Below are 22,469 nucleotides of genomic sequence, written 5' to 3'. Positions count from 1 at the left end.
CTCCCTATTCATCGAAGTCCACACCCTTCTTCCACCGAACCCATACCGTCTTACTGTGGTCGATGAAACTGTTGAACTCATCGAACTCTTTCGTCGGGATGAGCCACTGCTGGCCACCGTCCTTGTCGTGGAAACCGCGGTATTTCTCCGGATTGAAGCGGTCGAGGAACCCGTCCTTCATCGTGAAGATGTGGTAGCCGTCCTCGTACGTCCCCGATCCAGCGTACTGCCGTGCCACGCTCTCGGAATCGCCCAGGTAGGCCTGGTTGGTCTCCGACTTGCCCGTTCCCGTGTTGTGTGCGTGGTTCTCGGCCTTAAGCCCGGTGGACTCGGAAGCCCGGTTCCCCTTCTCGGGGGCCCTGGACAGGCGTACCGGCGCACCCGGTCCGTTGGGCGGAGTGGTGGGGCCCCGGTGTGCCGTCTTCAGACCCGGGTTCGGCCTCGTGTTCTTGAACATGCCCGGGCTCGGTCCCGGCCTCGCCGCGGCGAAGTTGCTGGTCCGCGCTCCGCCCGCCTTCGTCAGGCCCGGGGCGGGGCCGGAGCGGCTCCCCACGCCGGCGAGCTTGCGCACGGGCGAGGCCTTGGAGACACGGCTGGTCGCCTTGCTCGCGTACTTGACCACCTTGGCCGCGATGCGGGTGCCCGCCACGGCCGAGCCGACGACCGGGATCATCGACGCCATCGAGAGGGCTGCGTTCTTCCAGTCGCCCTCGGCCGCGTACCAGGCACCGTTGGCCAGGTCCGCGACCTCTCCGATGACCGGGATCATGCCGACCACGTCGAGCGCGAGGTGGCCGACCTCGGAGATCTTGTTGTAGTTGTTCTTGATCGCGTTGCCGGCCTTCTTCAGGCCGTTCGTGATCTTGCCCCAGAAGAGACCGTCCGGGTCCGAGAAGGTCAGCGGGCTGTTGTTCGCGTACAGGTAGCCCTGGAGGGTCTGCGGATCACCGGGATCGATGATCGGGTCCACGGACAGGAAGGTGCCGGTCCGCGGGTCGTACTCACGGGCCCCCAGGTGCGTGAGCCCGGTGACCCTGTCCTGGGATCCGCCGACGAATCCGCGTTCGCCCGGCCAGGCCGACGGCGCCGCGCCGCGCTCCTCGCCGAACGGCTTCGTCGCACGGCGCTGGACCTGCAGGGTCGATGCGTTGATCGCCGTCGTACCGGTGTTGTGGTGGTCCGCGGCGGTGTACGACAGCTTGCCGTCGGACGTGCGCACCACTCCCGCGCCGCCGGGCGCGCCGTAGTACCGGGTGCCCGTGACCTTGTTGGCCGCGGTGTCGAGGGTCAGCTCGGTGGAACCCAGGTAGAGGGTGGTCTTGCCCGGGTCCTTGCGCAGGAGGCGGTTGCCGCTCGCGTCGTAGACGTAGGTGGAGGTACCCGCGGCCGTCTTCGCCGAGGCGAGGTTGCCCTCCGGGCTCCAGGTGAACGTCTGGGTGCCGCCCGAGGCGTCCGGGCGGGTCTTCGTATTGCCGGTCTCGTCGTAGGTGGAGCCCACCGTGACGGCCGGATTGGTGCCCGTCTGCTTCGTCGTGGACGTGGCGGCGTGCGGGCGGGGCGAACCCGGGGCCGGGTAGGTGTACCGGGTGGTGGTGGTCTTGGCCGGGTCTCCGGCCGGGTCGTGTTCGGTCAGCGAGGTGCGGTTGCCCGTCACGTCGTACGTGAACGACTGCCGGTAGGGGGCCGGGCCCCCGATCTGGCCGGGCTGCGGGGCGGCGCTGTTGCAGCCGCCGACGCCGGGCACGGACGGGCCGGGGAGGGTGCTGGTGGTGCCGGTGTCGGTCCACGCCTCGGTCAGGCGGCGCAGGTAGTCGTACGTGAGGCACTGCGTGTCACGTGCGCCGTCCTGCGTGTTCGTCACCGAGGTGACGTCACCGGCCGGGGTGTAGGTGTAGTCCGTGATGCCGACCGGACCCTGCACGTCCTGCTTGGCGAGCTCGGTGCGCAGCACACGGCCCGTGGCGGGATCGTGGTCGGTCGTGAGGAGCACCTGCTTGGGAACGGCGCCCAAGGTGGTCCGCTGGACCTGGCCGAGCTCGTCGTAGTCCGTGAAGTTGACGTAGGTCGTGGTGGAACTGCCCAGCGAAACGGGCAGCCCGTTGACGTTGCGGCCCGTGTGGACGGTTTCCTTGGGCAGGCCGCCGACTGCCGGTTCGACCGTCAGGTCGACGTGCCCTGTGATCGCGTCGTACGAGGCCGACTGGGAGTAGCTCCCGCTGAGTGCGCCCTCGCCCTCCGGGACCGTCAGCTTCGTGCCGGCCGGCAGAGTGGCCTCGTCGTAGGAGGTGATCTCCCGGCGCCACGGCTTGCCGTCCACCCAGCTGGTGGAAGCGGTGGGCAGGCCCGGCACGAGGGTGTCGTACTCGTAGGTCGCCAGCTTGGTGCCGTCGACCGCGCCCAGGTTGCGGGAGGTCGGGCGGCCCAGGATGTCGTAGCTGGTGAAGGTGGTGAGGCCGCGGGCGTCGGTCGCGGAGACCGGGCGGTCGACGGCGTCGTACACCGTGGTCGAGGTGCCCTTGTCCGGGTCCTCGACACGGTTCTGGCGGCCGTGCAGGTCGTAGCCGTACTTCCAGACGTTGCCGGCGGCGTCGGTGACCTGGGTCATCTGGCCGTCGATGTCGTACCCGTAGCGGGTGGCGTCGAAGTCGCCCTCGGTCTTCGCGCCCTTGTACTGGCGCTGCTCGACGGTGCGCCCGCGCGCGTCCTTGTGGACGCTGGTGGCTATGGCGCCCTTGGGCGGGACGGAGTCGGTGCGGTCCGCGCCGGGGTAGGAGGTGGTGCCGCGCCACTGCTCGACGGCCTTCGACAGGAACAGCTCGGCCACGGGGCGGCCGAGGCCGTCGTAGCTGGTGGTGCTCTGCGCCGGGACCGTGTCGTCGTTCGCGATGAAGCGGGTCTTGACCGGGCCCGAAGGGGCCTTGTTGTAGTACTTGTGGTTCGTCTTGAACGGTCGGCCGAGGCTGTCGTAGAAGGTGTCGCTGATGACGCGACCGACTCCGCCGTTGGCCGTGACGCCCTGGGTCTGGATCGTCTGGCCGAACCCGTCGAGGATCTCGATGTCCACCGCGTACGACTCGTCCGAGCGCAGCGTCTTGGTGGTGACGGAGCTGGTGCCGGTGTTGGTGAGGTCGTACTCGACCACGACGTCCGCGGCATCGCTGCGTGCGCGGCCCGGCTTCCAGACCGCGGTGATGCGGCCCAGGGCGTCGATCGCCTGCTCGCTGGTGCGGCCGTTCTGGTCGGCCGACTTCACCGGGACTTCCCGGAGCGGGTGGAAGGTCGAGGTGGTGGTCCAGCCCTTGGGGTTGGTGACCTTGATGGTCGTCGGCGGGACCAGGGTGGCCGGCTCGTAGGCGGTGGTGGTCTTGGCACCGACGGCGTCGGTGGCGCTGGTGACACGGCCGTAGGCGTCGTAGGTGAGCGTGGAGTTCACCGTGTACTTGGGCTGGCCGCCCTCGAACCGGTCCAGTTCCTCCGTGCTCGTGACCTGGCCGGGGCCGGTCAGCGTGCCGTGGGGCTGGGCGTCGTAGAGGGTGCGGTTGCGGCCCAGGGTGTTGGACTCCGACGCCGTGCCGGAGCAGTCGCCCTGGAAGCGGACGGTCTCCGCGACGCGGTCGACCATCCAGGCGGCCGTGTTCCGGGCGTAGGAGGTCGTGGTGCAGATGTCCGCGAGGCCGTCGGCCCGGTCAAGCACGTTCAGCGGCAGACCGTACGCCGTGTCGAAGGCCGCCGTCTGAGAACTGGTCTGCCAGCTCTTGTCGGCACGCAGCGCCTTGTTCCTGACGCTGCCGCTACGCAGCATCTGCGCCGTCAGCGGGGGCAGCTTCGTGCCTCGGCCGTGGGTGGCGGTGACGGGGGAGAGCCAGGGCTCGGACTGGGATACGGCTACCAGTTCGCCGCCGTCGGAGGCGAAGGTCTGGGTTTCGCGGACGGTGCCCGCGAGGGGGTTGCTGTCCTTGACCGTGTTGCCCGCGATGCCGGTGAACGTCGCGGTGCGCTTGGAGCCGTCGGCCTTGGTGTCGCCGTCCATGCCGCGCAGGTAGAAGGAGGCGGACCTGGAGACCACGTCGGGAGCGGTGCCTGAGCGGGTGACGACCTGCTCGTAGCCGCGGAACTGGTTCCAGGTGCGCTGCTTGTCCTCGGTGGTCTCCTCGTCGTCACGGTGCCAGGCGGCGCCGCCGACGTACTCGTAGCGGACCTCCTGCGGACGGGAGCCGCCGAAGGGGTCCAGCTCGGTGACCCGGTTGACGACGTACTTGTGGAACCAGTCCAGCGTCGGGTCGTTCGGGCTCTTGGGGTCCGGGTTCCAGTAGACGGGGTAGCAGCGGGTGGTGTTGCCGTCCTGGGAGGAGGGCAGGCCCGCGCCCGGGGCGCAGTCCGGGTCGGCGTAGCCGATGTCCGTGACGTGGCCGGTCTCGGCGGTGATGGAGACGATGCGGCGCCGGTTGAGGGCGGGCTTGTTGTCGCCGCTGGAGTCGACGCGGTTGTTCATCAGCCGGCCGGTGAAGGTGATCGCCGGGGTGTCGAGCGTGGTCGCGCCGTCGTGACCGGTGCGCTTGATCGAGGCGAGCCACAGGGCGGGCGCGGTCTGGTCCTGCGGGTTCGGGAACTCGTGGGTGAAGGCGTACGAGTCGACGTCGTCGTAGCCGGAACCGGCCCCGTTGAGCACCTGCGTGGTGATCTTGGCGAGGCGCTTGGTGGTCCAGAACGTCGCGGAGTAGTTCTCACAGGTGCCCGAAGAGGCGCAGTTCTGGTCGAACGGGACGTCCGGCCACTTCGCCGCGTTGGCCTTCGTCAGCTTCGCCGGCGCGCAGTCGAAGCCCGCGTCCGGCAGACAGCGCTCCGCCGTGGTGAACACGACCTGGGCGGTCGGCTTGACCGTGTCCGCGTCCGTCAGCTTCGAGCCATAGGTGATCTTCGAGAGGTTGCCGCCCCGAACATACGAGGTGAGCGTGCCCTCGGGAGTCTCCGCCGAAGAACCGCGCTTGTAGTGGTTGGTCTCCGTGTCGTACCAGTGGGTGATCATCCCGCCGCGCGGGTCGACCACGAAGTCCAGGTTCCAGCGGTAGGCCTGCTGGCACCAGGACGCGGCGAAAGTCGGCTTGTTGCACTCCTCGCCGGCGTTGTTGCCGTACACGGGGGTGGTCCAGGCCGAGTTGGTGGCCGGGGCGGTGGAACTGCCGGGCTTGCGGCCGACACCGAAGTAGTACTGGGTACCGTCGGTGGTGGTGACCTTCCAGTACTCGCCGTTGTTGTCCCCGTTGGTGGCCCCGGTCAGTCTCTCGACCTTCGAGGCGTCGTCTCCTTCGAGCCTCCAGGTGCCCGACGTGTCGTCGCGGACCAGGGTGGAGGACTTGCCGTTCAGGGAGATCGTGGCGTTGTGCCCGGACAGGCACTGCTCGCCGGAGTCCTTCTGGCCGTCCTTGGAGCACGGCTTGAAGGTCCGTTCGACGAATCCGGCGGCGTAGTCCCAGCCCTCGCCGATCCATGAGGACTGGTTGTTGGTTGCGGCCGTACGACCGTCGACCGTCTGCGAGTTGTAGGACAGCGCGATGCTCGGCTTGGCACCACCGAGGCCGTCCGGTACGTCGACGGGGTAGGACCAGGAGAACCCGCCGGTGTTGCCGGCATGGCTCCATGTACCCGAAGGGGCCAGCGACGTCGCACCGTAGGTGCCGGCGCTGCCGCCGGGCCCCGCCGAGGCGGCCAGCACGCTGGTCCCGCCCGACGCGCTGTTGAGCCGCAGCGCACCTGCCGCCGGCCCATCGGCCTTCAGCGTCACCTCGGTGCTCAGCAGTCCGGGCCGGTCACCCGCCTTCGCTGTCGGCACCGGCGTCTGCGTACGGCACTCCGGGCGTTCGGGCGTGGTCAGCGCGCACTCGGGCAGGGCCACGAGTCGGGCCCGGCTCAGCCAGTCGCCGCCGAAGGCGCCCGCGATGTGGGAGACGTCGACGGAGACCTTGACCGGCGCGCCCTGCTCGGTGCCCTCGGCGGGCTGGACGGCCACCAGCAGACCCTGGACGCCGGCCTTCTCTGCGGTCTTCTTGTCGGTCAGGGTGACCGCGGCCTTGCCAGTACGCGGACCGCCCTTGCCGGAGCGCGTACTGCCGGCGGCCTCGACCCAGACGGGCGCGGCACCGACCCGGCCGGGCTCTGCGGACGGCGCGGCCGGCACGGCGGAACGGGCGCCGGACAGGAAGCGCGCGCCGAGCGGCGGCGCGGACGGTGCCGCGTTGAGGTCCACTTCGGCGTGGCCGGCCTCGGGCCAGACCACGTCGCGCGGCTGCCAGGTCCCGCTCCCGTCCCCCCGCTCCTTGGATGCTAAGAAGGTGGCCGGCCTTGCGGCGTCCTTCCCCGTGACCGATTCGGTCTTCGTGAGCTTCTGCGGCGACCAGCGCCTGGTGTCCCGCGGCTTCCAGTCCGCTGCCTGAGCCGGGCCCGAGCCCAGGATCAGTGCGAGCACGACGCCTACGCCGACTGTGGTTCGGCGCGCGATGGCGGAGCGTCTCCCCCACGCGCGCACTTCAGACGGTGCCTTCACGGCACGCCCCCCTATGTTCTGCGGCTTGCCTACATTCAGATCTTGGCGCGCGAATTTTATGCCAAGGAGTGACCAGGGCTGACCGAAAGTGATCAGCTCCACTTTCGGTCAATTCGGCTTGACGCACGGCCGGTTCATAGAGCTAGCTGGAGCGTTTCTGCCACCCGGGCAGATGTGAGTCACAGCACCAGTGGGGGTCCACCATGGGGGGCACAGACAGAACGCAGGGCAGAGGCCGTCCGGCCGTGCTCGCAAGTCTCATCACCCTTGCCTTATCCGTCAGTTCGCTCGGCGCGCTGCCCGCGTACGCAGCGCCTGGCGGCCCGACGGGCAGACCGAGCGCGAGCCCGCAGCCAGGCACCACCCCGGGCGCGGGCAAGGGCAGTACCAAGCCCGACCCGAACCCGAGCGGCACGAGCAACCGCGGCACCGCGCCGAAGCCGTCGACACCGCCTCAACGGCCGCTCAGCGAGCAGGAGAAGGCCGAGAACGCGGCCTTGACCGAGGCCAAGCGCACCGGGAAGCCGGTACCGGTGGCCGCCGTCACCACCGAGACCGACACGGTGGTCGCCAACCCGAACGGAACGCTCGGGCTCACCCGGAGCGTTGCTCCGGTGCGCACCAAGCGCGGCGGCACCTGGACCGACCTGGACGCCACGCTCATCACCTCGCCCGACGGGCAGCTGCGCCCCAAGGCCACCACGAGCGGTCTGACGATCTCGGGCGGCGGCAACGCGCCGCTGGCCACGCTCGACCAGGACGGCAAGAAGCTGGAGCTGCGCTGGCCCGAGGCACTGCCGAAGCCGGTGCTCGACGGCGCCAGCGCCACCTACCGCGAGGTCGCCCCCGGCACCGACCTGAAGGTGACGGCCGACGCGGCCGGCGGAATCTCGCAGATCCTGGTGGTCAAGTCGGCCGAGGCCGCCAAGCACCCCAAGCTCGCCAAGATCACCATGGGCCTCAAGGGCGACGGCGTGAACGTCACCGCTGACGGCAGCGGCAACCTCAAGGCCGCCGACGCCTCGGGCCGTACAGTCTTCCACGCCCCGGTCCCCACGATGTGGGACTCCGGCGCAGCAGCGGCCGTCCCGGCCCAGAAGGCCGCCGGCACCCCGAAGTTCTCCCAGCTGGCCGCCGCGCCACAGGCGAATGCCGACGCCGAGGCCAAGGCCAAGCCGGCCTCCGACAGCGAGGGCCCCGGCGCGCACGCCAAGGCGTCCAGGCTGCGGACCGAGCTCAGCGGGAACTCCGTCGCGCTGACCCCTGACCACTCGCTCCTGAACGACGAGTCGACGGCGTACCCGGTCTTCATCGACCCGGCCTGGCAGCCGACCAACCGCGGCACCCAGCACTGGGCGTGGGTACAGGAGGCGTACCCGGACACCGTCAACTACGACGACTACGCGGACACCTACGACCCAGGTGTGGGCTACCAGCGCTGGGCGTCCCGCACGGGCCTGGAGCGCTACTACGTCCAGCTCGACACGAGTGACCTCGGCGACAAGAGCATCAAGAAGGCGTCGTTCAACGCGACCCAGTCGTACGCGGCCGACGCCACCTGCTCCAAGACCTACGACGTGGCCCTGCACTCCACCGAGCCGCTGCTGTCGAACATCGCCTGGAGCCGGCAGCCCCGCGACTGGGAAGTCCTGCGCACCACCTCCATGAACAGCGCGGGCGGACCGGGCTGCTCCGGCTCGACCACCCGGGGTGAATGGGACGTACGCGACCACCTGGCCGGCAACGCCTGGCGCGGCAGCGTCACCTATGCCCTTTTCGCCGTGAACGAGTCGAAGTCGGGCAGCAACAACTCCTTCAAACGCTTCACGCGCGACAAGAGCAAGCTGCCCTTCTTCTACATCGAGTACAACCGCGCCCCCTACAACCCGTGGGAACTGGGCACCTTCCCCGTTCCGCAGAACGCCAACGGCAACGGCTGCGGCTGGGTCGGCGCGACCGCGTCCGCGGGCATGAGCCTCGGCGCGTGGGTCGGCGACCCGGACAACCAGCAGAACGACGCGATCATCCACGTCGTGGACACGGCCGGCGATGTGGTCGCCTACGACAGCGGCTGGTTCGGGGCGGCCAACGGCACCCACTGGGTGTCGACCCACCCGTACAACCTCTCCGACGGACACACCTACTTCTGGCGCATCCAGAGCGGTGACGGAGACATGACGTCGGCCTGGTCCCACGGCTGCATGTTCAGCATGGACACCCAGCCGCCGTCGGTCCCGATCGTGACCTCGGCGGACTTCCCGCCGTCGGGCACGCTCCCGGGCTCGACGAAGGCGATCAACCAGCCGGGCAGTTTCACCCTGAAGTCGACCGACTCGATCAGCGGGGTCATCTCGTACGAGTGGGCCTTCAACTCCTCGATCCCGGTCGGCGGCGCCAACACCGTCGCCGCCGCCGCGGACGGCAGCGCGTCCATCGCGCTGACCCCCACCAGCTGGGGCACGAACATCCTGCGCGTCCAGGCCGTGGACCGGGCGGGCAACCGCTCCCAGGCCCTGACGTACGCGTTCTACGTACCGGACAACCCGAACGCCAAGACCACGCTCGGCGACATCACCGGTGACGAGCGGGTCGACTTCATCGCCCCGACCGCGAGCGGCGACCTGGTGGTCTACCCGACCGCCAGCGACCCGTCCGCCGGCGGCGTGATCGCCTCCGATGTGGCGAACAGCCCCGGTGGCAAGGGCTGGGGCGACGGCACACTGACCACCCACCGCGGCGGCAACGGCATCCGCATCGACGACCTGTGGGCCTGGCGCGACGGACAGCTCAAGCTGTACCGGAACTCCCTCACCCAGGGCGGTCTCGCGGCCAACGGCGGCCTCTACTACAACGCGGCCAAGATGCTGACGGTCAAGCGTCCGCCTCTGTCGACCTGCACCGTCGTGACGACCGGCGACCCGTGCGGCAGCGAGTACGCGTCCAACTGGAGCCGGGTCAAGCAGATCCTGGCCGTCGGCGACGCCAGGCCCCAGGACGGGGTGGACCCGTTCAACGACCTGCTCACCATCGAGACCGACGGCACGGGCAGCCGCCTGCTGCTGTTCCAGGGCACCGGAGCCACCGGCACGCTGGCCGACCCGATCGTCCTCGTCCTGAGCAACGCGGGCTGGGAGAACCTCACCCTGATCGCCCCGGGCGACGCCACCGGTGACGGCCTTCCGGACCTGTGGGCCCGGGACAACACCAGCGGCATCGTCTACCAGTACGCCAACGAGGCCGGCAACCCCGGCGCCCTCGGCGACCATTCCAAGCGCACCCAGATCGGCTCCGGCCTCACCGCCTCCGAATACCCTGTCGTGGGCTCCTCCGGCGACACCAGCGGCGACGACATCGCGGACCTGTGGTCCCGCGACAGCCGCAACCGTCTGCTGACCTGGAACGGCGTCGCCACGGGCGGCAAGGTCACCTCCTTCACCACCCGCAACGTCATGGGCGACGCCCGGATCTCCACCGCCCAGTGGAAGCTGAACGAGGGCACCGGCACCACCGCCGCCAACCTCCGTGCCGGCAGCCCGCTCACGCTCTCCACGAGCGCCGCCAAGTGGGCCGATGACACCGTCGCCGGCACCCCCGGCAAGGTTCTGGAGCTCAACAGCGACAACGGCGTTCCCACCGCCGGCCCCAACACCGCGGGAACCACCGGCACCGCCGTCGCGGGCGGTCCGGCCGTGGACACCAGCCGCAGCTTCACCGTCTCCGCCTGGGCCAAGCCCGACGCGCTCGGCGGAGTCGCCCTCAGCCAGTACGGCAACCGTTCCAGCGGCTTCATCCTGTGGCCCGATACCGACGGCACCTGGCACTTCGGCATGGGCCAGAAGGACGACGACACCTGGAGCTACGACGAGACCCTCACCAGGAACGAGGCCGCCAAGGTCAACCTCCACACCTGGACCCAGCTGACCGCGACCTACGACGCCGCCACGGGCTTCACGGGCCTGTACGTCAACGGCACCCTGGCCGGCACCGGCTACCACGCCAGGACCAACGCGTGGAACGCCACCGGCTCGCTGACGGTCGGCAACTATCGCCACCAGGGGACTTCCCTCAGCTACTTCGCCGGACGCGTCAGCAACATCGCCGTCTACGACCACTCCTCGGTGCCCACTGCCGAGGGCACCAAGCTGATCTCCGCGCTGAGCGCCGACAAGTGCGCCGACAACAACACGGGCAGCAACCAGGACGGCAACCGCATCCAGATCTGGGACTGCAACGACCAGGGCGGCAGCGCGGCCCAGAAGTTCGACGTGACCGCGGCGGGCGAACTCCGCATCGCCGGCAAGTGCGTCGACGCCTCCGGCGGCGGCGTGGTCAACACCACCCCGCTCATCCTGTGGGGCTGCATCCCTGCCGCGTACAACCAGCAGTGGCTGCCCACCGCCACCGGCGGGTTCCTCAACCCGGCCAGCGGCCGCTGCCTGGACCTCCCCAACGGGCGCCTGGACAACGGCACGCAGCTGCAGCTCTGGGACTGCAACACCTCCAACGCGCAGCGCTGGCTGACGCCGGGCATGGCCAACCCGATGGGAGCCATCGCCTAGAGCCGGTTCGTCGACCGGTCCGCACCGAACGGGCCCTGCCCCGCCGCGATCGCGGCGGGGCAGGGCCCTCGCCGCCGGTGCCGAGCCCGAGCTCGCCCCCTTGCGTTGAGCGACGCCCCGTCAGACCGGGCCGAAGGCGCGGCGTACGCTGGGATTCCGCGCCGCTGCCGGGCAGGCAGAACAAGGGAAGGCTGATCGTGCGAACCCCCCTCTCATGGCTTGCCGGCAGGTACTCACTCGGTGCGAGAAGCGTCAGACTGGCCGCACTCGGTTCGGTCGTCGCAAGTATCGCGATCATCGTGACCGGTGGAATCGTCCGCGTCACCGGCTCCGGTCTCGGCTGTACCGATTGGCCCATGTGTACGGGAGAGACGCTGGCCCCCACTGCGGAAATGGGGGTGCATGGTGCCATCGAGTTCGGGAACCGGCTCCTGACCGGGCTGCTGTGCGCGGTGGTGGGCTGGGTCATCATCACCGCCCGCCTCCATGAGAAGCCGATGCCCGCGGTGCTGCGCGGAGGCTGGGCACAGTTCTAGATCGTCGTACTGAACGCGGTCGTCGGCGGAGTGACCGTATGGATGCGGCTGAGCCCGTACATCGTCGCCGCACACTTCCTCGCCGCCACGCTGCTGCTCACCGCCGCTGTGTACACCTGGCACGCGACGTACGCAGGAGGCGGGGGTGACCAGAGCGGCGTGAGTGGCGAGGGTGACCGGCCCGGCGCACCGGTCCCCCTCGCGGTGGGGTCCCTCGCGCGGATCCGGTCGTTGTCGGCGGCCCTGGTCGCGGTGACGGCCCTGCTGGTCGTCGTGGGCACGCTCGCCACCGGCTCCGGACCGCACGCGGGTGACTCCTCCGACGTGGCGCGGATGCACTTCGACTGGACGGCCGTGACCGTCGTCCACGGCGTGCTGGCCGGGGCGGTCCTGGTCCTGGCCGGATCGCTGCTGTCGGCACTGCCCAGGGACGGCTTCGGCGCCGCGCGCCGCAAGGCGGTCGCCCTCCTGGCCGTGCTCCTCGGTCAAGGCCTCGTGGGGCTGGTGCAGTCGGTGACGGCCCTGCCCTCGCTCCTCGTGATGCTCCACCTGCTGGGCTCGGCGCTCGTCTGGACCGGCGTGCTTCAGGTGCACCTCACAGTCAAGAGGACCTGTTCCAGCCATTCGGGTCCGCTCGGCGGTGCACCGCTGCCGGATGCACGGGGCGCCGCGACGTACGTCTGATCCACCAGGGGACCAAGGCGCGGCGGGCGTCGTGTTGATGGTCGGCACAGGTGCAGCTGCTGTACCGGCAGCGGACGGGGTCCGTCGCCCGTCAGGATGTCGCCCTCTCCGGGCAACATCCTGACGGGCGCACCGGGTCATCGTCGTCGTACCGGCGCCGGCCCCCGCCGGCGTCGCTCATCCGGTCGATCGTGCGAGGAACTTGTCGATCGCCGTGGCGACTTCCGGGTGGGCGAGGTACTCCTCGATGCTGTGGGCCCGGTCGCTCGCGTTCACCACGGCGTGCTCCTCCGTCAGCTTGCCCCAGACGGGCTCCAGCGGGCAGCCGATGGCCACCGCGTCGGTCGGGCACCAGACGTTGACCCACTCGTCGACGGTCCCGGGGCGGTCGGTGCCCGGCGGGGCCAGCCGGCTGGTGACCGCGTTCATCCCCAGTGGGCTGCCTGCGGTGACGAGGAGGGTGACCTTCATGCCCAGGGGGAGCCGGTTGGCGACGAGGTCCATGCCGACCACCGTGCCGAGGCTGTGGGTCACCAGGACCAACTCGCCGTCGTGCGGGATCTCCTCGAACACAAGGTCCAGGACGGCATTGCGGACCACCTGATCACCGAGGTAGGCGTCCACGTCACGGAAGATGGTCGCGATGGCCAGCGCGTCCACGTCGGTCTTGGCCGCCAGCCAGCTCAGGGCGCCCTGGAGGGATCCGACGAGCCTGCTGGCGAGGTTCTCGGTGGCCGCCTGCCCGTCCTGCGGCATGCCGGCCAGGACCGCCGCCTCCATGACGAGCTGCTCGTACGTCCCCTCCTCGGACTCGGCGGCGAAGGCCTCCACCGCCGCCACGGCGGGCGAGTCGGCGTAGGAGACGGGAAGCGACTCGTGCTGCCCGATGACTTCGACGATCCGGTCGCCGTAGTACGGGAACCAGACGTCCGCCGGATCGATGGTGGGAAGCCCGGCGCGGGTGAGTCCGTGGTTGAGTCCCCCGGTCCAGCCGCGGCGGAGCAGCTCGGGGTCCTTGCCCTGCTGGCTCCGGCCGTGCAGGAAGACCAGGTGCCGCCGGCCTCCGAAAGCGTCCTTCGGGGCGCGGAGACCGAAGCGGGTCCCGGCAACCGCGGGGGCCGGAGCGGAGATGACCGCGGCGGCCTCCTGCGGGGTGGGGGCGGCCGGGGCCACCGCCGGCGCGACCGGCGTCTCCACCGGGCCGGCGGTGGCGTCCTGCCGCAACCCGGATTCGGGACCCAGCTCCGCCAGCAGCGCACGCCGCCGGGGGTCCAGCGGCAACGTGGCGAGGTGCTTGAGGATCGAGCTGGTGCGGGCGCCTTCGTTCGAGACGTAGTCGATGGTGTCGTCGCTGTCGACGCCCCTCCGCCAGACCTGGCCGTCCTTGCGCAGGATGCGGCCCTGGGTGTCCGTGTTCGGCACGCCCATGTGGTGCAGCGCCACGACCTCCCACTGGTCGTTGAAGACCGGGGATCCGGAATTGCCGGGCTCGGTGTCGGTCCGGTAGTGGAGGAAGTCGTCCAGCCGCTGTACGAGGGCGTTGTCGCGGAGGGCGATCTCCTTGAACCGGCCCATCGGGTGGCCGATGACGTTCACCGGTTCGTTCTGGACCAGCTTGCCCTGCTGGTTGCTGAGCTGGTTCCATCCGAATCTCGCGCCTGCGAGGCTGCCGTCGGCGGCGGGTTCGACCGCCACCAGCGCGTAGTCGAGATGCTCGTCCGCCGTGAAGAACGTATCGGGGGCCAATTCGAACCGGATCGCGGCGTCGGGTGCGTTGTCGATGGTGACCTGGGCGTTGAACTCCAGGAAGCAGCGCCGTGCCGTCTCCACGTCCGGCAGCACGTGGTGATTGGTGAGCAGCAGCCGGGGGGAGACCAGGAAACCGGTGCCGTGCGGCCGTTCGAGGCCGCCCCGGAGGATCGAGATCCGGGCGACGGTGGCGGCCGCGCGGGCGCCCCGGGGCAGGAAGCTCCACGGCTGGAGATCCTTGGTGAGACCGATGACCCGCTCCAGGGTTTCGGGCACGTCCAGCGCCTCCGCGTGGACGCTCTCCACGGCCGCGGCCGGAGGGACCCCGCCCCGTTCGAGCAGCCGGTTGACCCGGGAGGCGATCCGCTCCGGGGAGTCCGGGTACGGCACCCCGGCTGCCAGCTTCGCCTCGATCTCCTTCCGCTCCGCGGACGCCGCGCGATACCGCTGCGCTGCCGCGGTCCGCTGTTCCTGCTCTTTCCGGGATTCGTGGGATGGGAGCATGCCACTCACCGTTCCGTTCCTGAGGGTGTGCCGACGGGTGTGCCGACGGATGTGACGGATGTGCCGACGCCCTCCAGAAGGCGGACATGCGCCCCGGCGCCGCAACAACAACGGGTGCGGCCACGACTCCGCCAAGCGGAGCGAACCGCACGCACCGTTCCCGGTCCCTGCGGCGACGACGCTCCGGCACAGAAGATTCCGGGGCGCTGCGCCGGACGGGTGGGGACGGCTGCGCTGCACCGCGGTGCTCCACAGCCCGGGAATCGCTCCGCCGTTCCCCGTGGCGTTCGCCTGTCTGCCCCGCTCCGCACGACAGCGGCCCGGAGCTGGGGCAGCGTCGTGAGGAGTGCACGGAAAAATCCCCTCCGGGAAGAGGCTCGCATGGACAAGGTCGAACAGTACGAGCGCTACGCCGGCGGCAGCCCGGAGGCCGAGCGGCTGATCTTCGAGCGGCTGGCGCGTGAGCTCCTGCGGGTGCAGCTCAAGGTGAAGAGGCGCAGCGGCGCCGCCGCCGTCGACCGGACCTTCCACGCCAAGGCGGTCCTCGGCGTGGAGAACGCCCGGCTGAGGTTCCGCGAGGACCTTCCGGAGCCGCTGCGGGCGGGCTTCGCCATGCCCGGAGCCGAGTACCCGGTCACGGTCCGGCTGTCCAACGCGAGCGGGGTCCGTCAGCCCGACTTCGCGCCCGATCTGCGCGGGGCGGCCCTGCGCGTCGAGGTGGGCCCCGGTGAGACCCACGATCTGCTGATGACGAGCTTCCCGGTCTCCCACGCCCGCGACGCGCGTGAGTTCGTCGCCTTCGCCAAGGCCATGGCAGGTGCCGACTCGCGGCTGCGCAAGGGGATCGCCCTGTTCCTCAAGCTGCCCCTGGCGGTCGGCTGGCCCACGGCCACCCGGATGCGGCGCAACATCGTCGCGGGAACCAGCCGCACGGTACCCAGCCTGGCTCTGGAGGCGTACTGGAGCCGCGGCGCGATCCTGTGGGGCGACCGCGGACCGGTGCGCTATCAGCTGCGGCCCGCCGCGGACGCCCCGCCGGCCCCGGAGGCGTCGCGCACCGATCCCGACTACCTGCGGCGCGAGCTCTCCCAGCGGCTGCGCCAGGGGGACGTCGTCTTCGAGCTGTGCGTGCAGCGCTACGTGGACGCCCGGCGCACGCCCGTCGAGGACGGTGCGGCCGAGTGGCAGGAGGGTGTCGCACCCGTCGTGCCGGTGGCCACGCTGACCATCCCGCGCCAGGACGTCCACACCGCCGAGGCCCGCGCCTGCGCGGGGCGGGTCGACCTGCTGGCGTTCAACCCGTGGCACACCTCGGAGGGGTTCCGCCCCCTGGGCAACCTCAACCGTGCCCGCAAGGCCGCCTACGAGGCCGGCAGCGCCCACCGCCTGGGCCGGCGCTTCCTGACGGTCGAGCCGCGCCGCAACACCCTGCTCGGGGCACCGCTGCGGGCCGGCTTCCGCACGGTCAACCGCTTCGTCCCGTGGCACCGGCTGCCCACCCCGCTCGGCCTGCTCAACCTCATGGCCTTCCGGCAGACGCTGCGGCGGCACAACCTCATCGACACCGAGGCCCACGAAGCGCCGCCCGAAGCCGGTCCGGTGGAGGCCCCGCCCGACGAGGAGCTGCTGGTCAGACGCAGTTACGACGGCTCGTACAACGATCTGTCGGAGCCGCGGATGGGCGCGGTCGGGGCGACGTTCGGCCGCACCATGCCGCCCGTCTACCGCCCGGACCGGTTCGACACGCCCAACCCGGTCACCGTGAGCCGGGAACTGCTCCGGCGTGAGGCGTTCATCCCCGCGACCTCGCTGAACGTCATCGCCGCCGCGTGGATCCAGTTCCAGGTGCACGACTGGGTCAAGCACAAGAGGCTTCCGGTCTCCACCCGGAGCATCGAGGTGCCGCTGCCACCCGGCGACACCTGGCAGAACACCCCGGGCGGCCCGCGCGAGGCGGTGATGCGCTTCGGCGCGGACGAGGCCGTGCCCACGCCCGGCGACGGGCGGCCGCCGATCGTGTTCGCCAGCGACGTGTCGCACTGGTGGGACGGCTCGGAGGTCTACGGCGGTGACCGGTCCGCCGCGATGGCGCTGCGCGAGCCCGACGGCGGCGCCGGCCTGCGGCTGGAGGACGGACACCTTCCGAACGGCTCGAACGGCTCCCCGCTCACCGGGTTCACCGACAACTGGTGGCTCGGCCTCAGCGCCATGCACACCCTCTTCGCCCGTGAGCACAACGCGGTGTGCGAGGCCCTGCGGAACGAGTATCCGCGCATGGACGAGGACCGGGTCTACCACACGGCCCGGCTGGTCGTGTCCGCCCTGATCGCGAAGATCCACACGGTCGAGTGGACCCCCGCGATCCTCGCCACCAAGACGCTCGACATCGGCATGAGGACCAACTGGCAGGGACCGCCGAAGAACTGGCTCGACCAGCTGGGCGTCTGGCTGCTGGAGGCGAACGGGCGGCAGGGCATCCCGAAGACCCTGCCCGACCACCACGGTGCCCCGTACTCCCTCACGGAGGAGTTCGTCACCGTCTACCGGATGCACCCGCTGATGCCCGACGACTACGAGCTCGTCGACCACCGGTTCGGCCGCCGGCTCGACACCCTGGACTTCACCGCCCTCCAGGGCGCCGCGACGGAGCCGCTCATCCGCAAGACCGGGCTGGTGAACACCCTGTACTCGCTGGGCATCGCCCACCCGGGCGCGATCACCCTGCACAACTTCCCGCGCGCCCTGCAGGCGTTCCAGCGGGACGGGGAGGTGATCGACCTCTCCGTGGTCGACCTGGTGCGCACCCGGCGCCGCGGCGTCCCGCGCTACAACGACTTCCGGGCCGGTCTGCACAAGCCGCGGATCCGGCGGTTCGAGGACCTCTCCTCGGATCCGGAGACGGTCGCACGGCTGCGTGACGTCTACCGCTCGGTGGACGACATCGACACTATGGTGGGGCTGTTCGCCGAGAATCCGCCGACGGGCTTCGGCTTCAGCGACACCGCCTTCCGCGTGTTCATCCTGATGGCCAGCCGACGGTTGCAGAGCGACCGTTTCCTCACGGTCGACTTCCGGCCGGAGGTCTACACCCCCCTCGGCATGGACTGGATCGAGCGGGGCGGCATGACGAGCGTCATCCTGCGGCACTGCCCCGAACTGGCGGGCATCCTGCCGCGCGGGGCCAGCGCCTTCGCACCCTGGCGCCCGGTCGCGCCGGTCCGGAACGGCAACGGCCGCGGCTGAGCGGGAGAGGACCATGTCCACATCCGAGAACGCGGGCCACCCCGGCCTGGAGGACCTGCTGTCCCGTCCCCTGTGGCAGACGCTCTTCGAGCGGCGCACCCACCGGGTCAGCAGGGGCGCGTCCGTGCCGGCCGGGTCGATGAGCTACGACTCCCCGCACCGGCCGCAGCCGCTGGGCGAGCTCGAGGAGGCGGTGCTCATCGCCCTCACCGGCTCCTCGGGCCTCACCATGCCCGACCGGCCCTTCGAGGACCCCCGCGACCACCAGCCGATCATGGCCAAGCCGAACCTGAACATGACGGGCCGGACCGCGGGCAGCCCCGACAACGCGCAGGCCACCCACTTCTTCATGATCAACGACACGGGCACGTACTACCTGAGGAAACTGCCGCCCGCCCCGGACCGTGCCTTCGGCCCCGACACGCTGATCGAACGCGCACGCCTGTCGAAGGTGCGGGTACTGGACCACCGCCTGGACGTGGCCGAGGGGATGCGCGACTTCCCGGCGTACCTCGACTCGAACCGGTTCCTGTCCAACCTCCCGGGCACCACGCTCTTCCTGCCGGTGGTCGACCTCTCCCACCAGTACATCAACGCGCTGATGTACCTGCTCACCCAGCCCGAGGGGGCCCGGCCCACACTCGTCGACGACCGCAACTTCTACCGCCCGGCCGGGGTACGGAAGTGGGTGCGCAGCGGCTTCCTCAACCCCGACGTCAAGCTGCCGCTCGGTTCCCTGGGGCCGATGCGCACCCAGATCGAAGCCGACCTGCTGCTGCAGAACATGATGCTGGCCGCGGACGCCATGGGACTCGGCGCCTGGATCCACGCGTCGATCAGCCCCCAGATCATGCTGGGCGACCCGAAGTTCTCGCGCACGTACGGCCGCATGCTGGGCTTCGACTTCGCCACGCCGAGGTTCCGCCCCGCCGACATCCTGCGCTGGCAGGTACCGCTGCCGAAGTACGCCGGGCTGCGCTCCCACCCGGTGGGACTGCGGGCCGGCGGCGAACACCTCATCAAGGGCGCCTGCCCGCCCAACTACCCGTCGATGCACGAAGCCGTGGACGCCGTCGTCCGCTCCAAGTTCGGGGACCGGGGCATCTACACCGACAAGGACCTCTTCGCCCGCATCTACAAGGACGACTACGCGCAGCGGTACCTCACCGAGGCCAGTGAGTACGACCGCCAGGTGGTCGCATGCGCGCGGGACGTCTGCGTGTACATCCACGAGACCCACGGGCGCTTCCCGGCCCACACCGACGCCATCCACGTACCGGGGATCTGGCTGCAGGCCCACCACGTCGAGTCCGAGTACTACGAGCGCTTCTTCCGGAACGGCCTGACCGACGCCCACCGCCGGCACGCCGTGCGCTGGGACGGATGAGGCCATGAGGCGATGAGGCGATGAGGCGATGAGGGAGATCCGGTGAGAGTCTACGAGGCCATCGTCAAGGGGCTGGAAGGCATCGGCGTACGGGCGGCCTTCGGCGGTGCCGGGGAGAACGCGGCGGGTCTGATGCTGGCACTGAAGCATTCGCAGCAGATCCGGCCGGTCATCACCCGGCACGAGCAGGCCGCGTCGTTCATGGCCTGCGGATACGCCATGTACACCAACCAACTGGGCTTCTGCTTCGCGACCGCCGGGCCGGGCGCGTTCAACCTGTTCTCGGGGCTGGCCGTGGCCATGTCCGACTCCTATCCGGTCCTCGCGGTCTCGGGGTACGCGAGCATGAAGTGGCGCGGATGGGGCTCGCTCAACGAGACGTCGGGGCTGAACCGCACGCCCGATTCCCAGGCCATGTTCGCGGCCACGACCAAGAAGTCCTTCCTGCTCACCGACATCGCCGACACCTGCGACGTCCTCGAGGAAGCGGTCAACACCGCGTTCGAGGGGAGGCCCGGGCCCGTGCACATCCACGTGCCCGAGGACCTGACCCACCGCGGGGTCGAAGTGACGGACTTCCGCCCGCTCAGGCTCGACGTGCGGCCGGTCCTGCCGGACCCGGCCCGGGTGACGGAGATCGCTGCGGTCCTGGCGGACGCCCTGGCACGGCGCAGGCGCATCGTGGCGCTCGTCGGCTTCGGTGCGGTGCGCAGCGGGGCGGGCCCGGAGGTCCAGCGGCTGATCGAGCGGTTCCAGATCCCGCTGCTCACCACCTTGGACGGCAAGGGCATCGTGTCCGAGGGGCACCCGCTCGCGGTGGGCGTCTTCGCCGACAGCGGCCATTCCAGCGCGTGGAAGGCCTTCCGTGAGGCCGACGTCGTGCTGTGCGTGGGCAATTCCCTCAACCAGCACGCCACGTTCAACTACCGCCCGGACCTGTTCGAGAACAAGCTGCTCATCCATGTGAACATCTCCGAGGGCGAGTTCCACAAGGCCTACCGGCCCGACCACACCCTGTTGTCCGACGCGCGTCCCGCCGTGGCCGCCCTGGCCGACGAGCTGGAGCGGCTGGTCGGCGAGGTACCGGCGGTCGAGGTCGACGGCCGGGACTACGAGGCCCGCAGGATCCACCACCTGCCGGGGAAGATCCACCCCGGAGAACTCGCGCAGTCGATCGGGCGCATGCTGCCGCCCGGGGGTGTGCTGCTCGCGGACGCGGGCGCCCATCTCGCGTGGCTCGGGTACTACGTGGAGCTCGAACAGGGGCAGAACTTCCGCAAGGCGGGCTCCTTCGGGCCGATGGCCGGGCACGTCAACGGAGCCATCGGCCTGAAGGTCGCCCACCCGGACCGGACCGTCGTCGTCGGGTGCGGCGACGGATGTTATTCGCTGTCCGGGTTCGAGCTGATGACCGCCGTCGAGCACGAGATCCCCGTCATCTGGGTCATCTTCAACGACGGGGAGTTCAAGCTGATCAAACTCTTCCAGCTGGTCACGTACGCCGAATCCGGTCTGGTCGAGTTCCGGAACCCGGACTTCGCCGCGTACGCCCGCGCGTGCGGCGCGGACGGGTACCGGGTGGAGACGCTGGAGGAGTTCGAGGAGGCGTTCCGCGCGGCCCTGGCCTCCGGCCGGCCCTCGCTCATCGACGCAAAGATCACCCGATGGGCCGTGCCGCACTACAGCCCGTCGCCGGACGGCGTGATCGATGGCCTCGTCGAGACCGTCGAAGCACGCTTCCGGGACTGACGGCACGCCCAGGAGGTGTCATGCCGTCCGGGAGAGTGACGCCGTCTCGCCGGCGACGGCTGAACGCGGCGGTCGACGCCGCTCCCTGCGCAGCGGGGCCCGTATCCGCCGCGCCGTTCGGCAGGCCGCACGGACCTGCCGAACGGCATCCCCGCGGGGATCTCCTCGTAGTCGGGAATCCCGGCCCGGCTTCGCCCTGTGCGCAGGGGGCGCCTACGATGCCGGTATGGATCAGCAGGCGAGGCGCGCGATGACGCCCCTCGTGCTGCGCTCCTACCTCCTGCTGGTCCTGGCCGTACTGGTGGGCCTCGTGGCCATGCACGGCCTGGGGCCGGGTGCCGTTGCGGCTTCCGCCGCCGCACCCGGGTGCGCGGCCGCCCACGGGACGGCCGTCGCGCACGGTATGCCTGCCGCCGGCGAGCACGCGATGCGGCACGACCCCGCCGTACGAGCCGATGAGCCGGCCGGCGGCGGAAACGGCGGGCACACCCAGCACGCGGATGCGACCTGCGCCGCCACGGGTACGGCGGGCGCCCCCGTCCTGCCCTCCCCGGCCGCCGCCCCGATCGGCGTCGCGGCGGTCCCGGTCCCCGGTGCCGGGATCGACACGAACGGTGCGGTCGGCGGACGCGCGCCACCGTCCCTGAGCGAATTGCAACTCCTGCGCATATAGGGCGGCCCGAGCACTCGGACCGGTCCCTCCCCCGGCACGCCCCGACGCGCGCGTGCCCTCACCGCAGGAGCAGCACCATGACCAGCAAGCGTTCCCTGATCCGCCGCGCCACGGCCGTGGCCGCGGCCGCCACCGCCGCACTCGTCCTCGCCGCCTGCGGCGGCAACGGCGACGGCTCCGGCTCCGCCTCGGCCCACGACGGGCACGGCTCCTCCGCCTCCCCGTCCGCCTCCGCCCCGGCCCAGCAGGGCGACCACAACGCCGCCGACACGGTCTTCGCCCAGGGGATGATCCCCCACCACCGGCAGGCCGTCGAGATCGCCGGCCTCGCCGCCGCCCGCGCGGAGTCCGCCGAGGTGAAGAAGCTCGCGGAGGAGGTCGAGAAGGCCCAGGATCCGGAGATCAAGACCCTCTCCGGCTGGCTGGCCTCCTGGGGCGAGAAGATCCCGGCCGCGGGCGAGGACCACGGCGGACACGACATGTCCGGCATGATGGCCGCCGAGGAGATGCAGCAGCTCACGGCCGCCTCCGGCAAGGCGTTCGACACCGCCTTCCTCCAGATGATGGTCAAGCACCACGAAGGCGCCGTCGCCATGGCGAAGACCGAGCAGACCGACGGCGCGTACCGGCCCGCCAAGGACATGGCCGCAGCGATCATCACCTCGCAGAGCGCGGAGATCGCCCGTATGAACACCCTCCTCGGCACGAGCTGACCGGCTCGGCCGCCGCGGGGGGGGGGGGGGGGCGCCGCCGCCCCCCCCCCCCGCCCCCGCGGGGGGGCGGGGGGGGGGGGGGGGGGGGGGGGGGGGGGGGGTGCCGCCCCCGGGGCGGGGGGGGGGCGACC

Annotated in this window: 10 protein-coding genes and 1 pseudogene; 9 read left to right on the top strand and 2 right to left on the bottom strand. The window is 70.6% G+C overall.

Annotated elements, in window-relative coordinates:
• Nucleotides 1-4: 4 nt before the first annotated feature.
• On the bottom strand, nucleotides 5-6,463 hold the full coding sequence (locus ACFY04_RS32920) for an RHS repeat-associated core domain-containing protein (RefSeq protein WP_389122458.1): 6,459 nt from the start codon (nucleotides 6,461-6,463) through the stop codon (nucleotides 5-7).
• 323 nt (nucleotides 6,464-6,786) lie between these two features.
• Between ACFY04_RS32920 and ACFY04_RS32915 the strand changes: the two genes are divergently transcribed.
• From ACFY04_RS32915 to ACFY04_RS32900, 4 genes and pseudogenes are all read left to right on the top strand, one after another.
• On the top strand, nucleotides 6,787-11,100 hold the full coding sequence (locus ACFY04_RS32915; RefSeq protein ID WP_389122456.1) for a ricin-type beta-trefoil lectin domain protein: 4,314 nt from the start codon (nucleotides 6,787-6,789) through the stop codon (nucleotides 11,098-11,100).
• Nucleotides 11,101-11,177: 77 nt separating this feature from the next.
• A pseudogene (locus ACFY04_RS32910) lies at nucleotides 11,178-11,483 on the top strand (COX15/CtaA family protein); the annotation flags it as partial.
• Nucleotides 11,484-11,492: 9 nt separating this feature from the next.
• Nucleotides 11,493-11,636, top strand: coding sequence for a hypothetical protein (locus ACFY04_RS32905; RefSeq protein ID WP_389122504.1), 144 nt, complete (start codon nucleotides 11,493-11,495; stop codon nucleotides 11,634-11,636).
• Nucleotides 11,637-12,320, top strand: a complete 684-nt coding sequence (locus tag ACFY04_RS32900) for a COX15/CtaA family protein (RefSeq protein WP_389122501.1) — start codon at nucleotides 11,637-11,639, stop codon at nucleotides 12,318-12,320.
• 177 nt (nucleotides 12,321-12,497) lie between these two features.
• On the opposite strand, the gene ACFY04_RS32895 is transcribed toward ACFY04_RS32900, so the two are convergent.
• Nucleotides 12,498-14,573, bottom strand: coding sequence for a trypsin-like serine peptidase (locus ACFY04_RS32895; RefSeq protein ID WP_389122455.1), 2,076 nt, complete (start codon nucleotides 14,571-14,573; stop codon nucleotides 12,498-12,500).
• 381 nt (nucleotides 14,574-14,954) lie between these two features.
• Here ACFY04_RS32895 and ACFY04_RS32890 point away from each other — a divergent pair, with 381 nt between their 5' ends.
• The 5 genes from ACFY04_RS32890 to ACFY04_RS32870 all read left to right on the top strand — a co-directional run bounded on the left by ACFY04_RS32890 (nucleotide 14,955) and on the right by ACFY04_RS32870 (nucleotide 22,338).
• Nucleotides 14,955-17,816 carry a peroxidase family protein gene (locus tag ACFY04_RS32890; protein ID WP_389122452.1) on the top strand — a complete coding sequence of 954 codons (2,862 nt, stop codon included), beginning with the start codon at nucleotides 14,955-14,957 and terminating at the stop codon, nucleotides 17,814-17,816.
• 13 nt (nucleotides 17,817-17,829) lie between these two features.
• On the top strand, nucleotides 17,830-19,203 hold the full coding sequence (locus ACFY04_RS32885; protein WP_389122450.1) for a hypothetical protein: 1,374 nt from the start codon (nucleotides 17,830-17,832) through the stop codon (nucleotides 19,201-19,203).
• 42 nt (nucleotides 19,204-19,245) lie between these two features.
• Complete coding sequence (locus ACFY04_RS32880) at nucleotides 19,246-20,952, top strand: thiamine pyrophosphate-binding protein (RefSeq protein WP_389122448.1); 1,707 nt, start codon at nucleotides 19,246-19,248, stop codon at nucleotides 20,950-20,952.
• Nucleotides 20,953-21,178: 226 nt separating this feature from the next.
• A complete protein-coding gene (locus tag ACFY04_RS32875; protein ID WP_389122445.1) occupies nucleotides 21,179-21,625 on the top strand; it encodes a DUF6153 family protein in 447 nt (148 codons plus the stop codon).
• Between the two features lie 77 nt (nucleotides 21,626-21,702).
• Nucleotides 21,703-22,338, top strand: a complete 636-nt coding sequence (locus tag ACFY04_RS32870; protein ID WP_389122443.1) for a DUF305 domain-containing protein — start codon at nucleotides 21,703-21,705, stop codon at nucleotides 22,336-22,338.
• Nucleotides 22,339-22,469 lie beyond the last annotated feature (131 nt).

The sequence above is a fragment of the Streptomyces sp. NPDC001549 genome (genome assembly GCF_042894025.1).
Taxonomy (GTDB): domain Bacteria; phylum Actinomycetota; class Actinomycetes; order Streptomycetales; family Streptomycetaceae; genus Streptomyces; species Streptomyces kutzneri.
This window is presented reverse-complemented; position numbering and strand designations above follow the sequence as displayed.

Excerpts from the sequence above, each read along its gene's own strand:
- ACFY04_RS32905 (WP_389122504.1), top strand. The coding sequence starts at position 11,493 with ATGGGGGTGCATGGTGCCATCGAGTTCGGGAACCGGCTCCTGACCGGG.
- ACFY04_RS32895 (WP_389122455.1), bottom strand. The coding sequence starts at position 14,573 with ATGCTCCCATCCCACGAATCCCGGAAAGAGCAGGAACAGCGGACCGCG.
- ACFY04_RS32890 (WP_389122452.1), top strand. The coding sequence starts at position 14,955 with ATGGACAAGGTCGAACAGTACGAGCGCTACGCCGGCGGCAGCCCGGAG.
- ACFY04_RS32885 (WP_389122450.1), top strand. The coding sequence starts at position 17,830 with ATGTCCACATCCGAGAACGCGGGCCACCCCGGCCTGGAGGACCTGCTG.
- ACFY04_RS32875 (WP_389122445.1), top strand. The coding sequence starts at position 21,179 with ATGGATCAGCAGGCGAGGCGCGCGATGACGCCCCTCGTGCTGCGCTCC.
- ACFY04_RS32870 (WP_389122443.1), top strand. The coding sequence starts at position 21,703 with ATGACCAGCAAGCGTTCCCTGATCCGCCGCGCCACGGCCGTGGCCGCG.